This window comes from Streptomyces sp. NPDC104096 (assembly GCF_055584385.1).
In genome coordinates, this window is the sequence record NZ_JBVJMD010000044.1 from 1 (window position 1) to 13,660 (window position 13,660).

13 protein-coding genes are annotated in these 13,660 nt (G+C 73.7%); 8 read left to right on the forward strand and 5 right to left on the reverse strand.

The features are described 5' to 3' along the window. Window positions 1-201 precede the first annotated feature (201 nt). Window positions 202-1,161: an endonuclease/exonuclease/phosphatase family protein gene (locus ACZ60B_RS31965; RefSeq protein ID WP_469393150.1), complete on the reverse strand. Its 960-nt coding sequence runs from the start codon at window positions 1,159-1,161 to the stop codon at window positions 202-204. A 182-nt stretch (window positions 1,162-1,343) separates the two neighbouring features. Here ACZ60B_RS31965 and ACZ60B_RS31970 point away from each other — a divergent pair, with 182 nt between their 5' ends. Next, entirely contained in the window at window positions 1,344-2,633 is a 1,290-nt protein-coding gene (locus tag ACZ60B_RS31970; protein WP_469393152.1) for a DUF6986 family protein, read from the forward strand. A gap of 158 nt (window positions 2,634-2,791) precedes the next feature. Here ACZ60B_RS31970 and ACZ60B_RS31975 read toward each other — a convergent pair whose 3' ends face one another. After that, window positions 2,792-3,880 (reverse strand): LacI family DNA-binding transcriptional regulator, encoded by a 1,089-nt coding sequence (locus ACZ60B_RS31975; RefSeq protein WP_469393154.1) that lies wholly within the window; start codon window positions 3,878-3,880, stop codon window positions 2,792-2,794. A gap of 141 nt (window positions 3,881-4,021) precedes the next feature. Here ACZ60B_RS31975 and ACZ60B_RS31980 point away from each other — a divergent pair, with 141 nt between their 5' ends. From ACZ60B_RS31980 to ACZ60B_RS31990, 3 genes are all read left to right on the forward strand, one after another. Further along, window positions 4,022-4,975, forward strand: a complete 954-nt coding sequence (locus tag ACZ60B_RS31980; protein ID WP_469393156.1) for an ROK family protein — start codon at window positions 4,022-4,024, stop codon at window positions 4,973-4,975. Window positions 4,976-5,051: 76 nt separating this feature from the next. Continuing rightward, the gene (locus tag ACZ60B_RS31985) at window positions 5,052-5,246 is read left to right on the forward strand and encodes a hypothetical protein (protein ID WP_152890461.1); all 195 of its coding nucleotides are present in this window, start codon (window positions 5,052-5,054) and stop codon (window positions 5,244-5,246) included. A gap of 172 nt (window positions 5,247-5,418) precedes the next feature. Next, window positions 5,419-6,462, forward strand: coding sequence for an NUDIX hydrolase (locus tag ACZ60B_RS31990; RefSeq protein WP_469393159.1), 1,044 nt, complete (start codon window positions 5,419-5,421; stop codon window positions 6,460-6,462). A gap of 136 nt (window positions 6,463-6,598) precedes the next feature. On the opposite strand, the gene ACZ60B_RS31995 is transcribed toward ACZ60B_RS31990, so the two are convergent. Further along, window positions 6,599-7,954 carry a M20/M25/M40 family metallo-hydrolase gene (locus tag ACZ60B_RS31995; protein WP_469393161.1) on the reverse strand — a complete coding sequence of 452 codons (1,356 nt, stop codon included), beginning with the start codon at window positions 7,952-7,954 and terminating at the stop codon, window positions 6,599-6,601. A 181-nt stretch (window positions 7,955-8,135) separates the two neighbouring features. On the opposite strand from ACZ60B_RS31995, the gene ACZ60B_RS32000 reads away from it, so the two are divergent. Continuing rightward, the gene (locus ACZ60B_RS32000; RefSeq protein ID WP_469393163.1) at window positions 8,136-9,542 is read left to right on the forward strand and encodes a geranylgeranyl reductase family protein; all 1,407 of its coding nucleotides are present in this window, start codon (window positions 8,136-8,138) and stop codon (window positions 9,540-9,542) included. Between the two features lie 7 nt (window positions 9,543-9,549). Here the strand turns inward: ACZ60B_RS32000 and ACZ60B_RS32005 are convergent, their stop codons facing one another. After that, window positions 9,550-9,999 (reverse strand): nitroreductase family deazaflavin-dependent oxidoreductase, encoded by a 450-nt coding sequence (locus ACZ60B_RS32005; RefSeq protein WP_469393165.1) that lies wholly within the window; start codon window positions 9,997-9,999, stop codon window positions 9,550-9,552. A 186-nt stretch (window positions 10,000-10,185) separates the two neighbouring features. Between ACZ60B_RS32005 and ACZ60B_RS32010 the strand changes: the two genes are divergently transcribed. The 3 genes from ACZ60B_RS32010 to ACZ60B_RS32020 all read left to right on the forward strand — a co-directional run bounded on the left by ACZ60B_RS32010 (window position 10,186) and on the right by ACZ60B_RS32020 (window position 13,236). After that, window positions 10,186-10,995, forward strand: a complete 810-nt coding sequence (locus tag ACZ60B_RS32010) for a TetR/AcrR family transcriptional regulator (protein WP_469393167.1) — start codon at window positions 10,186-10,188, stop codon at window positions 10,993-10,995. Window positions 10,996-11,269: 274 nt separating this feature from the next. After that, the gene (locus tag ACZ60B_RS32015) at window positions 11,270-12,574 is read left to right on the forward strand and encodes a sensor histidine kinase (protein WP_469393169.1); all 1,305 of its coding nucleotides are present in this window, start codon (window positions 11,270-11,272) and stop codon (window positions 12,572-12,574) included. Next, the gene (locus ACZ60B_RS32020; RefSeq protein WP_469393171.1) at window positions 12,571-13,236 is read left to right on the forward strand and encodes a response regulator; all 666 of its coding nucleotides are present in this window, start codon (window positions 12,571-12,573) and stop codon (window positions 13,234-13,236) included. The genes ACZ60B_RS32015 and ACZ60B_RS32020 overlap by 4 nt, the downstream gene beginning before the upstream one ends. Window positions 13,237-13,268: 32 nt before the next feature. On the opposite strand, the gene ACZ60B_RS32025 is transcribed toward ACZ60B_RS32020, so the two are convergent. Continuing rightward, on the reverse strand, window positions 13,269-13,550 hold the full coding sequence (locus tag ACZ60B_RS32025; protein ID WP_469393173.1) for a DUF6332 family protein: 282 nt from the start codon (window positions 13,548-13,550) through the stop codon (window positions 13,269-13,271). Between the last annotated feature and the right edge of the window lie 110 nt (window positions 13,551-13,660).

A 13,660-nucleotide genomic window follows, 5' to 3' on the forward strand; every position in this document is an offset into this window, starting at 1 on the left:
CCCCGATCTTCGACCTGGTCGACTACGGCGTCGTCGGCGACCTGTTCGACGTCGTCCCCCAGCTCACCGACGAGGTCAAGACCCGCAAGGGCTGATCCGCGCCAGGCTGTCCGAGGCCCCCGTGACCACACCGGTCACGGGGGCCTCGCCCGTTCCGGGCCCGGCTCGTCCCGGGGGGGGGCAACTCGTGCCGGGCTCGGCTCAGCCCAGGCTCAGCGAGGCCAGCACCGGCAGATGGTCGCTCGGCCACTGGCCCTGCGCCCAGAACGTGTCGACCGACTCCCGGTGCACCGTCACACCCGGCGTCGCCAGGATCCAGTCGATGCGCTCGCCGCCCGGCGTCAGCGACCCGAAGGCGTGGAACGTCCCGTAGGCGGGTCCGCGCTGCCGCGCCGTGTCCCAGGTGTCCTGGAGCCCGGCGCCCAGCAGGGTGTCGTAGACCGGGCCGCCGTGGGCCGCGGCGTTGAAGTCGCCGGTGACCAGGACCGGGAGCCGGCCGTCGAGGGCCGTGACCCGCTCGGCGATGAGGGCGGCGGCACGCTCGCGCGCGTAGGCGCTGCGGTGGTCGAGGTGGGTGTTGAGGACGTGGAACTGCCGCCCCGGATCGAGCAGATCGCGGAAGCGGACCCGGGTGACCAGCCGGGGGAAGGCGGCGCCCCAGGTGTTGGAGCGCGGCACGTCGGGGGTGTCGGAGAGGCGGAAGGTGGTGTGCTCGACGGGGGCTAGCCGACGGGTGTCGTAGAAGACGGCCACCGACTCCTCGCGGCCGCCGCCGGGGGTGCCGACCCAGGCGTAGTGCGGCCCGAGGTCGGCCTCGATGTCGCTCAACTGGGGGAGCTGCCCCTCCTGGGTGCCGATGACGTGCGGGGCCGCGCGGCGCAGCAGCGCGCGCATCACCGGCCGGCGGTCCGCCCAGCTGTTGGGCTCGTGGGTGCCGGCGACCCGGAGGTTGAACGTCATGACCCGTAACGGGGGGACGGCCAGGGCCCTCACCCCCGCGTGGCCCGCGTCCCGGGCCGCGTCCGGGTTCCCGGCCGGGCCCGCGTCCCGGGCCTCGGAGGTCCGTACGGTTCCGAGCAGGGGTACGGCGGCCACGGTGGCCGCGACGGCGACCAGCGTCCGCAGCCCCGCCCGACGGGTGGGCCCTGGGGTCATCGACATGTGTGTCCCCTCCCCTCGGGAGCCAGGATGAAGGGGAAGACGCCTGGACGGAAGAGGGCCCCGGGGCACGGTGAACCGGGAGGGACCGGGGCGTGGACAGGGTGTTGACCCGTGGAAAGTCCGCTGGATAAGTTCATTCAACGGATTGTTGATTCCGTACTGCGGAAACCGGAGGGTGCGCGATGGGCCGGCAGGAGAAGGTGACGACGAGCCTCGCGGGCGCGGTCGGCGAGGAGATCGGGGCCTTCCTCGCACCGGTCGACGCCGCACTGGAGCGGGACTACCCGGGCGACCCGGGCACCCGTCAGCCCGTCCACACCGTCTATGTGCCCGGAGACGTCTTCGAGGCCGGGACCGTCCGCTCGTGGGGGGACCGGGCGCTGGCCGCCCTCGACCAGCACGCGCCCGACGCGGCCTCCTTCGCCGCGGTCCTCGGCCTGGACGACGCGCTTGCCGAGCCCGTGTACGCGCGCGTGCGGACCAAGCTGGAGCGCGAGCCCGTGGAGGACCTGCGCGTCGACTTCGAGGACGGCTACGGCCCCCGTCCGGACGCCGAGGAGGACGAGGCGGCCGCCCGTGCGGCCCGGCTGATCGCGCAGGCGTACGCGGACGGCACGGCCGCCCCGTACATGGGCATCCGGATGAAGTGCCTGGAAGCCGCCGTGCGCGACCGCGGCATCCGCACCCTCGACGTCTTCCTCAGCGGCCTGGCGGAGGCCGGCGGCCTGCCCGACGGGCTCGTGCTCACCCTGCCCAAGGTGACATACCCCGAGCAGGTCACCGCCATGGTGCGGCTCCTGGAGGCGTTCGAGAAGGCGCGTGGCCTCGCGCCTGGCCGGATCGGCTTCGAGATCCAGATCGAGACCAGCCAGGCCGTCCTCGCCGCCGACGGCACCGCCACCGTCGCCCGCCTGATCCGGGCCGCCGAAGGCCGCGCCACGGGCCTGCACTACGGCACCTTCGACTACAGCGCCTGCCTCGGCGTGTCCGCCGCCCACCAGGCGAGCGACCACCCGGCCGCCGACCACGCCAAGGCGGTCATGCAGGTCGCGGCCGCGGGCACCGGCGTACGCCTCTCGGACGGCTCCACCAACGTGCTGCCGGTCGGCCCGACCGAACGGGTCCACGACGCCTGGCGCCTGCACTACGGCCTCACCCGGCGCGCCCTGGCCCGTGCCTATTACCAGGGCTGGGACATGCACCCGGGCCACCTCCCCACCCGGTACGCGGCCGTCTTCGCCTTCTACCGCGAGGGCTTCGAGCGGACGGCGGCCCGGCTCGCCCGCTACGTCCACCGCGCCGGCGGCGACGTCATGGACGAGCCCGCGACCGCCAAGGCCCTCAGCGGCCATCTGCTGCGCGGCCTCGACTGCGGCGCGCTGGACCTGGCGGAGGTCACCGGCGCGACCGGGCTGACCCGGGCCGAGCTGGACGGCTTCGCGGCACCACGGCGGGGCGGCGGGACGCCCTGACGGCGCCCGCCCCGCAGCGGCGCCGATCGCGGTCGCCGCGGTCCCGGTCCGGGGCGCCGCGGTCCCGGTCCGGGTCACTGTGGTCCCGGTCCGGGTTCCTGCGGTCCCGGCCCCGGTGCCGTCCCGGGAGCCGCGCAGGTCGTCCCGGTCCCGTCCGGTCAGTCCGCCGGGGGCAGCTCGCCCGAGCCGCGGGTGATCAGACGTGTCGGCAGCTCGATGCGCTCCGGGACGATCAGCGAGCCGTCCAGCTGGCCGAACAGGCGCTCGGCGGCGGTGCGGCCGAGCACCGACGCGTCCTGGGCGACGACCGTGAGACCCGGGTGCAGCAGATCGGCGAGCTCGATGTCGTCGAACCCGACGAGCGCCACCCGGCGGCTCTGCTCGGCCAGGACCCGGATCACCGTGACGCTCACCCGGTTGTTGCCCGCGAAGACCGCAGTGACGGGCGAGGGCCCGCGGAGCATGTCCTCCGCCGCCCTGCGCACCCGCAGCGGATCGGTGACGCCCAGGGACGTCCAGGAGTCCTCCACGGCTATCCCGGCGTCCTCCATGGCGGCCAGGTAGCCGCGCAGCCGCTCGGCGGCCGTGTGGATCCGGGGCATGTCGCCGATGAAGCCGATCCGGCGGTGTCCGTGGGCGATCAGATGGGCGACGCCGTCGCGGGCACCGCCGAAGTTGTCGGACAGGACGACGTCCGCGTCCGTCTTCCCGGCCGGCCGGTCGACGAAGACCGTCGCGACGCCCGCCCTGATCTCCTGCTCCAGATAGCGGTGGTCGTCACCCGCGGGAATGATGACCAGCCCGTCCACCCGGCGGGCGCACAGCGCCAGCACCAACTCCTGCTCACGGTCGGGGTCCTCGGCGCTGGAGCCGTTGATCAGCAGGGCGCCGTGCGCGCGGGCCACCTCCTCGACCGAACGGCTGAGCGGTCCGTAGAACGGGTCGGCCAGGTCCTCGAGGACCAGGCCTATGCTCGCGGTGCGGCCCTTGCGCAGCACCCGCGCGCTGTCGTTGCGCCGGAAGCCCAGGGAGTCGATCGCCTCCTGGACCCGGCGCTCGGTCTCCGGGGTGACCCCCTGCTCGCCGTTGACGACGCGGGAGACCGTCTTCAGTCCTACCCCGGCCCGTGCGGCCACGTCCTTCATGGTCGGACGGTTGCCGTAACGGCTCTCGGATCGGCGGGGCGTGTCGGGCACGGTACGTCCTGTCCTGTCGGCCACGGGGGGTGTGCATCGCTCCACGGGCATGTATGAGGATGTGGCGTCGAGCATAGGGCCTGGACAACGTTGTCAGATGCGGGAGAGACTGTCCACCGCAATCTCGGCCCACGTCCCCCAACGCTGGACCGGCCAGCCTTTTCTCATGGTTGACGGGGAGATCCGACACTGATGCACACCCACCTCGTGGCCGCGCTCGACATCGGCGGCACCAAGATCGCCGGAGCGCTGGTCGACGGCCACGGCACGATCCTGGTGCGGGCGCAGCGCCCGACGCCCGCGCGGGAGGACGGCGACACCGTGATGCGGGCCGTCGAGGAGGTCCTCGGCGAGCTCGACGCGTCGCCGCTGTGGGGGCGTACCCGCGCCGTCGGCATCGGCAGCGCGGGCCCGGTGGACGCCGGCGCGGGCACGGTGAGCCCGGTGAACGTGCCGGGCTGGCGCGACTTCCCGCTCGTCGAACGGGTCCGGGCGGCGACCGGGGGCCTGCCCGTCGAGCTGATCGGCGACGGAGTGGCGATCACCGCTGCCGAGCACTGGCAGGGCGCGGCCCGCGGCCACGCCAACGCGCTGTGCATGGTGGTCTCCACCGGCGTCGGCGGCGGCCTGGTCCTCAACGGCCAGCTCCACCCCGGCCCCACCGGCAACGCGGGCCACATCGGCCACATCAGCGTGGATCTGGACGGCGACCTCTGCCCGTGCGGCGCGCGCGGCTGCGTGGAGCGCATCGCCAGCGGCCCCAACATCGCCCGCCGCGCCCTGGAGAACGGCTGGTGCCCCGGCCCGGACGGCGACGCCTCCGCCGCCGCGGTGGCCGCCGCCGCGCGGGCCGGCGACCCGGTCGCCGTGGCCTCCTTCGAACGGGCGGCGCAGGCCCTGGCGGCCGGGATCGCGGCCACCGCGACGCTCGTGGAGATCGACATCGCCGTCGTCGGCGGGGGAGTGGGCAAGGCGGGGGAGGTGCTCTTCGCGCCGCTGCGCAGGGCCCTCGGCGACTACGCGACCCTGTCCTTCGTGCAGCGGCTGACCGTGGCACCGGCCCAGATGGGCACGGACGCGGGGCTGGTCGGAGCGGCCGCCGCCGCACTCGCGGGGGCGGCGGGCACGGCCACCGCCGGAGTCTGACGGACGTCGCGAAGCCGTCGGGTGTGTTTCGGGGCAAGGGCGTGACCCCGCACCCCGTTGTGGAGTTGGGCCGGGCATGAAGAAGCGCAGCATGCTCGCCATCGCCTCCCTCGCCACCGGGTTCGTGGTCGCCGCGATCACCCCGTCCCACAGCGCGGCCGCCGAGGACCTGAGCGACCTGAACGTACGGGACACCGTCGGCACCCTCGACCACGTCGTGGCCGGTGAGAGCGTCGACCTCGGCGAGAACACCCTGGGCCACGGCGACTGACGGCCGCGGCGCGCGGCCGGCGCCGGTCCCCCGGACCGGCCTCCTCCGGCAACCGGTGCCGGAGCCCCGCCCCGGGGCTCCGGGCCCGCGTCCGGGCACCCTCAACGGGAGCTGGTTTCCGTGGCAGGGTGGAGCGGGCAAGCCACAGGGGGCCAACGGAAGAGGGGGAACCGTGATCGTCTGGATCAACGGTGCGTTCGGCGCGGGGAAGAGCGCGACCGCGCGGGAACTGATCGAACTGATCCCGAACAGCACACTCTTCGACCCCGAGGTCATCGGGGCGGCACTCACGCATCTGCTGCCGGCCAAGCACCTCGCCGAGGTCGGCGACTTCCAGGACCTGCCGATCTGGCGGAGGCTCGTGATCGACACCGCGGCCGCGCTGCTCGCCGAGGTCGGCGGCACCCTGGTGGTCCCCATGACACTGCTGCGGCAGGAGTACCGCGACGAGATCTTCGGCGGTCTCGCCGCCCGGCGGTTCGCCGTGCGGCATGTGGTCCTCGCTCCGGCTGAAACGATCCTGCGCGAGCGCATAGCCGACCGCGAGCTCCCGCCGGACCTGCCCGACGGGGAGATACGGGTACGCCAGTGGTCGTACGACCACATCGAGCCCTACCGCGCCGCGCTCGCCGGCTGGCTCACCGCCGACGCGCACCTCGTCGACACCAGCGCCCTCACCCCGTACGAGACGGCCGTCCGCATCGCCGAGGCCGTCGGCAGCGGGGCCATGGACACCTGCGCCATCGTGCAGACCCCCGAGCCGACGGCCGAGACGACCGCCGCGGGGGTGCTGCTCTTCGACGACCAGGACCGGGTGCTCCTGGTCGACCCCACCTACAAGGCCGGCTGGGAGTTCCCCGGCGGCGTCGTCGAACCCGGCGAGGCCCCGGCGCGGGCGGGGGTGCGCGAAGTGGCGGAGGAGACCGCGATACACCTCGACGAGATGCCCCGCCTCCTCGTCGTCGACTGGGAGCGACCCGTCCCGCCCGGCTACGGCGGCCTGCGGTTCCTCTTCGACGGCGGACGCCTCGACCCGGACCGCGCCGCCGGGCTGCTGCTGCCCGGCCCCGAACTGCGCGCCTGGCGCTTCGTCACCGAGCAGGAGGCCGCCGACCTGCTGCCGCCCGTCCGCTACGAGCGGCTGCGCTGGGCCCTGCGCGCCAAGGAACGCGGCGCGGCCCTGTACCTGGAGGCGGGCACACCGGTCGGTGGCTGACGTACGGGCGAGTGCGGCGGTCGGAGACCGACGCGCGGCCCGGTACGGCGGTCGGCGGCCGCCCTTCCGCGGGTGTGGTGGTGGGCCCCTGGAATTCGCCCCGTGGCGAGGGGCCCACCGGCGTGGACCGGCCGGCTCAGCCGGCCGCGTAGTTGAGCAGGAACAGCGCCTCGGCCACCGACAGTCGCTCCAGCTCGTCGGGGGACACGCTCTCGTCCACCGCGTGGATCTGGGCCTCCGGCTCGCTCAGACCGATGAGCAGGATCTCCGCGTCCGGGTAGAGGGACGCCAGGGTGTTGCACAGCGGGATGGAGCCGCCCTGGCCGGCGTACTGCATCTGCTGACCCGGGTACGCCACCGCCATCGCCTCGGCCATCGCCGTGTACGCCGGGCTGGCCGTCTCGGCGCTGAACGCCTGACCCTGGCCGACCTGCTCCGTACGCACCCGCGCACCCCACGGCGTGTGCGCCTCCAGGTGGGCCTGGAGCAGCTTCGTCGCCTCGATCGCGTCGACGCCCGGCGGCACCCGCAGGCTCACCTTGGCCCGCGCGCTCGCCTGCACGGACGGGGTCGCGCCGACCACCGGCGGGCAGTCGATGCCCAGCACCGTGACGGCGGGGCGGGCCCAGATGCGGTCGGCGACCGTGCCGGAGCCGATCAGCCCGACGCCCTCGAGCACCTTGGCGTCCTTGCGGAACTGCTCCTCGTCGTACTGGAGTCCGTCCCACCGGGACGTCGGCGCGAGCCCGTCGACGGTCGTCGAACCGTCCTCGGCGCGCAGCGAGTCCAGTACGCGGACGAGCGCGGCCAGCGCGTCGGGCGCGGCGCCGCCGAACTGGCCCGAGTGCAGGTTGCCCTCGAGCGTGTCGACCTGCACGTTGAGCATCGTCATGCCGCGCAGCGTGGTGGTGACGGTCGGCAGGCCGACGCGGAAGTTGCCCGCGTCGCCGATGACGATCGTGTCGGCGGCCAGGAGCTCCGGGTGCTGCTCGGCGTACCGTTCCAGGCCGCCCGTGCCCATCTCCTCCGAGCCCTCGGCGATCACCTTGACGTGCACCGGGACGCCGCCGTTCGCCTTCAGCGCGCGCAGGGCGAGCAGGTGCATGATCACGCCGCCCTTGCAGTCGGCGGCGCCGCGGCCGTACCAACGGCCGTTGCGCTCGGTCAGTTCGAACGGCGGGGTGGCCCAGGCGGCCTCGTCCAGCGGCGGCTGCACGTCGTAGTGCGCGTACAGCAGGACGGTCCTGGCGCCCTCCGGGCCGGGCAGGTAGCCGTAGACCGACTGCGTGCCGTCGGGGGTGTCGAGCAGGGCCACGTCCGTGAAGCCCTCGGCGCGCAGGGCGTCGGCGATCCAGCTCGCGGCGCCCTCGCTCTCGCTCCGGGGGAACTGGTCGAAGTCCGCCACCGACTTGAAAGCCACCAGTTCGGTGAGCTCGGCCTTCGCTCGGGGCATCAGCGAGGCGACGGTCTCGGCGACCGGATTCGACGACATGGGCACGCTCCTCGTGGGTGCGACGTTGTACGTGTCAGTACGGGTGATCGTGTCAGCGTATGCGCACCTGGGGTACAGGGCGTAAACGCCCCCGATACTCCCACAGCGGTCCGGTGCCACGACCGCCGTAGGATGCGGGGGACAGGTGCGGCAGCGGCTTGATCGGGAGCAGTAGACCATCGTGAGCAGCGAGAACTCTTCGGCGGACGACGTGCGGCAGGTGTGGGACGTCGTCGTGGTGGGCGCGGGACCCGCGGGGGCCTCGGCCGCCTACGCGGCGGCGGTCGCGGGGCGGCGCGTCCTGTTGCTGGAGAAAGCGGAGCTGCCCCGCTACAAAACGTGCGGCGGCGGCATCATCGGACCCTCGCGGGACAGCCTGCCGCCCGGCTTCGAACTGCCGTTGCAGGACCGGGTGCACGCGGTGACGTTCTCGAACAACGGCCGGTTCACCCGGACCCGGCGCTCCAAGCGGATGCTGTTCGGGCTGATCAACCGGCCCGAGTTCGACCAGCAGCTGGTCGAGCACGCCCAGAAGGCGGGCGCCGACCTGCGGACCGGCGTCACCGTGCAGCGGGTCGAGCAGCACGGCTCGGCCGTACCGGACCGGCGCACGGTCGCCGTCGTCCTCCAGGGCGGCGAGACGGTGTTCGCGCGGGCGGTCGTCGGCGCCGACGGCAGCGCCAGCCGCATAGGGGCGCATGTCGGAGTCAAGCTCGACCAGGTGGACCTCGGCCTGGAGGCGGAGATCCCGGTGCCGGAGACGGTCGCCGAGGACTGGCGGGGACGGGTCCTCATCGACTGGGGACCGATGCCCGGCAGCTACGGCTGGGTGTTCCCCAAGGGCGACACGCTGACGGTCGGGGTGATCTCGGCCCGCGGCGAAGGCGCCGCGACCAAGCGCTATCTGGAGGACTTCATCGCCCGGCTCGGCCTCGCGGGCTTCGAACCGAGCATCTCCTCCGGGCATCTGACCCGCTGCCGCGCCGACGACTCGCCGTTGTCGCGCGGTCGGGTCCTGGTGTGCGGGGACGCGGCCGGGCTGCTGGAGCCGTGGACGCGCGAGGGCATCTCGTTCGCGCTGCGCTCCGGACGGCTCGCGGGCGAATGGGCGGTCCGCATCGCCGAGGCGCACGACGCCGTGGACACCCGCAGGCAGGCCCTGAACTACGCCTTCGCGATCAAGGCCGGGCTGGGCGTGGAGATGAGCGTCGGCAAGCGGATGCTGGCGGTGTTCGAGCGGCGGCCCGGGGTCTTCCACGCGGCTCTGACGGGTTTCCGGCCCGCCTGGCGGGCGTTCGCCGACATCACCCGGGGTGCGACGACCCTGGGCGAACTCATGCGCGGCCACCCCCTCGCCCAGCGAGCCCTGACCGCCCTGGACCGCCGGCCCACGGCGGACGCGGCGAGTGGTGCGGGCGACGCCGACGGTGTGGACGGCGCGGGCGATGCTCGTGGCGTGCGTGGTGCGAGCGGTGCGGGTGCCAAGGGTGGCGCCGGTGTCGCGGACGGCGAGGGTGCCGAGGCGCGCGAGGCCGACGGCGTCCGTGGGGCCGACGATGCCCGCGAGGCCGACGAGACCGGCTCCTGATGCTCGTTCAGCTCTTGAGGCTGATGAGGAAGACCGGGTGGTCCGGGGCGATCCTGCGCAGGTCGGCGTCGGGGGAGTCGGGCCCGACTCCCTTGAAGAAGACGCCCACCTCGGCCTTCCAGCGCTTGAGGTAGGCGCGCAGCAGCGGCACCTTGTCGTCGTCGGCGACCTCGGTCGCGGTGAACTCGTCCACGTTCCTGCCCAGACGCAGTTCACCGCCGCCGGCCGCCCGCATGTTGTGCGTCCACTGGACGTGACCGCGAGGGGCGAGCAGGTACTGACGTCCGTCCACCGTCAGAAGGTTCACGGGGGTGGTCCGCCACTCGCCGCTCTTGCGGCCGCGGACCGCCAGTACCCGAGAGCCCCAGACGCTGATGCCCCGGCGGGTGATCCAGGCGACGGCACGGTTGAAGACGTTGATGGTGAACCAGCCGGGCTTCTTGACGTGCGTGGACATGGCTATTTCCCTTCTTGGAAGCTCTCGGGGGGCATTCCGTGAGCACTGCTCTCGCTTGATGGACAGTCTGCTGGAGATCGGTGATCCATAGCAAGAGCACTGCTCTCGTTTTTTGGCAGCGCTCTCATTTCGTTGCGGTGCTCTCGGTTGTGTGCACTGCTCCAGAAACGTGGGACACTCGCTCGTATGAGCAACACCCCACACGGAACCGGAGACAGCAACCGACACGGCACCGGAGACGGCACCGGAGACGGCACCGGAGGCGGCACCGGAGGCGGTGCCCCGGACGGAGCGACCCGTGGCGCCCGTGCCCGCGCCAGGGTCGAGGTCACCGCGGCCATCAAGGACGAGGCGCGCAGACAGCTCGCGGCGGAGGGCGCCGCGAAGCTGTCGCTGCGGGCCGTGGCGCGCGAGCTCGGGATGGTCTCGTCCGCGCTGTACCGCTACTTCCCCAGCCGTGACGACCTGCTCACCGCCCTCATCATCGACGCCTACAACTCCCTGGGGGAGAGTGCGGAGGCGGCGGAGGCCGCGGTCGCCGAGGCCGGTCCGGTGCGCAGATGGACCGCGGTGTGCGAGGCCGCGCGGGACTGGGCGCTCGCCCACCCGCACGAATACGCGCTGATCTACGGGTCCCCGGTGCCGGGGTACTCCGCGCCCCGGACGACCGTCCCGGCCGCCGCGCGGGTCGGCACCCTCCTCCTCGACATCACGCGGGACGCGCACCGGGGACTCGGCGTCGCCAAGCCGCCGCTGCCGGCCGAACTGCGCGCCGAGGCCGAGCGGATGACCGCCGACCTCGCACCCGATCTGCCCCCGGAGGTGGTCACGGCACTCGTCGCGGCCTGGGCGCAGCTCTACGGGCTGATCGGCTTCGAGCTGTTCGGGCAGTTCAACCGGGTCGTGGAGGACCGAGAGCCGTTCTTCCGGCTCGCGGTGGCCAGGCTCGCCCATGGCGTGGGGCTGGTCTACCCGCAGCAGGGCCGGACCGACTGAGCGGACCGGCCGACCGGGTGGGCAGGCCGACTGAGCGGACCGGCCGACCGGGTGGGCAGGCCGACTGAGCGGACCGGCCGACCGGGTGGGCCGAAGGTGCCGCCGGTCGGTGGCCCTGCGGTGGCCGGGCCGGGCGGGGCACGTCCGTCGGTGTACGCGTACTCCGCGGGCGCACTGCGTGGGCGTACCGCGTCGGCGTACTCCGCGGGGAGTACGCGTGATCGCCCCGACCGGCGGACGCCCGCCGGGGACGGCGGCGTCTAGCGTGGCGGACATGGACGAGCAGCGCGTATCCGACGGCGGGCCGCCCCGGCGGTGGCGGCACGGGCCGCTGGGGCACCTCTGGGACAAGGAGGAGCGCGGTACCCGCTGGCCGTGGCGGTCCACCGTCGTGATCACCGTGTTCGTGCTCGGCGGGTCGAACTTCGCGGCCCACGCCCAGCAGGGCGGACGGCTCCCGCTGGACGCCCTCGCGCGCGTGCTGCTGCTCGTCGGATCGGGGCTGCTCCTGTGGCGGAAGCGGTGTCCGGCGCTCGTCGCCTTCGGTACGGCAGCGGTCACCCTGGTCTATCTGGCCGCCGGATACACGTACGGGCCGGTCTTCCTGACCGTCGCCGTGGCCTGCTTCAGCGCGGTCGTCACGGGACACCGCCGGGCCGCGTGGTCGGCGGTGGGGATGCTCTGGGCGGGCCATGTGCTGCTGGCCCACTGGCTCTACCGGTGGCTGCCGCCGACCGGCGATCGGGCCGTCTCCTGGTGGCAGGAGGCCGCCGTCGCCACCTGGGTGGTCGGGGTGCTGGCGGCGTCCGAGCTGGCCCGGGCGCGGCGCGAGCAGTGGGCCAGGGAGCGGGCCGAGCGGGCGCGGGCGGCGCGCCGACGTGCCGACGAGGAACGGCTGCGGATCGCCCGTGAACTGCACGACGTCCTCGCGCACAGCATCTCCGTGATCAACGTGCAGGCGGGCGTCGGCCTGGCGCTCCTGGACACGGACCCGGAGCAGGCGCGCACGGCGCTCACCACCATCAAGGCCGCCAGCAAGGAGGCGCTCGGCGAGGTCCGTCAGGTACTCGACACACTGCGTACGCCGGGTGACGCGCCGCGCGCGCCCGCGCCCGGCCTCGACCGGCTGCCCGAGCTGGTGGAGCTGGCGGCCGGGGCGGGTCTCACCGTCGAGGTCGAGGGGCGGCCGCCCCGGCTGTCGCCCGGCGCGGACCTCGCCGCGTTCCGTATCGTCCAGGAGGCCCTGACCAACGTCGTACGGCACTCCGGTTCGCGGCACGCGCGCGTGCGTGTCGAGCACGTCGGCGGCGAGCTGCGGTTGTGCGTCGACGACGACGGGCCCGCGACCGGCGCCGACGCGGGCGGCAGCGGCAACGGCCTGGCCGGGATGCGGGAGCGGGCCGCCGCGCTCGGTGGCAGGATCGAGGCCGGGCCGCGCCCGGACGGCGGCTTCCGGGTGCTCGCGGTACTGCCGTCGAAACGGGACCGGGAACCGGAGCCGGCACCGGCACCGGCACCGAAGGCAGGATCGGGATCGGGACCGGTGTCGTCGCCGTCGAATACCGAGGAGGATCGGTGATCCGCGTACTGCTCGCCGACGACCAGTCGTTGGTCCGGGCCGGATTCCGGGCGCTGCTCGACGCGCAGTCGGACATCGAGGTGGCCGGAGAGGCCGCGGACGGCGAGGAGGCACTGCGCGCGGTGCGCGAACTGCGCCCGGACGTCGTCCTGATGGACATCCGTATGCCCCGCCTGGACGGTCTGGCGGCCACCCGTGGCATCACCGGCGACCCCGCGCTCGCGGCGGTCAAGGTGGTCATGCTCACCACCTTCGAGCTCGACGAGTACGTCTTCGAGGCGATCCGCTCGGGTGCCTCCGGCTTCCTGGTCAAGGACACCGAGCCGGAGGAACTGCTGCGGGCCGTGCGGGCGGTGGTCGAGGGGGCCGCGTTGCTCTCACCCGGTGTGACCCGTCGGCTGATCGCGGAGTTCGCGGCCCGTTCCAAGGAGCCCGCGGCCGCCGACGACCTCGCCCGGCTCACCGAGCGGGAACGGGAGGTGATGGCTCTGGTCGGCATCGGTCTGTCCAACGACGAGATCGCCCGTCGCCTGGTGGTCAGCCCACTGACCGCGAAGACCCATGTGAGCCGCACGATGGTGAAGCTGGGCGCCCGGGACCGGGCCCAACTGGTCGTGCTGGCCTACGAGTCGGGACTGGTGCGGCCGGGCTGGCTGGGCTGAGACGGCTGCGCCTACCGGACCTGCCCGCCGCGCTACCGGTCGTCGGCGCCGTCGTCGGTACCGGCGGCGGGGCGGCCGCGGAAGCGGTACAGCACGCTGGCCACCCGTACGGCGAAGAGCACGGCCGCGAGCGAGAGGCCCGCGCGCAGCAGCAACCTCTCCCACCCGCGCGGAAGTTCGAACAGCAGCGCGGGACCCGCGACGGCGCCGAAGACGAGTGCCGCGGCGAACGCCGCGCTGCACAGCGCGTACCCGATCTCGACCGTGATCGCGTCCCGTTCGGCCTGTGTGCGCCGTCCCCCGTGGCCAGTCATGCCACGAGTCAAACAGGCGGCCGCCCGGCGGACAAGGGGCCCCGCCGGGCAGCCGCGCACAGAGGACATCCACCGGCGGGGCGCCGCGGCCGGCAGCCTCAAGTCGCCCT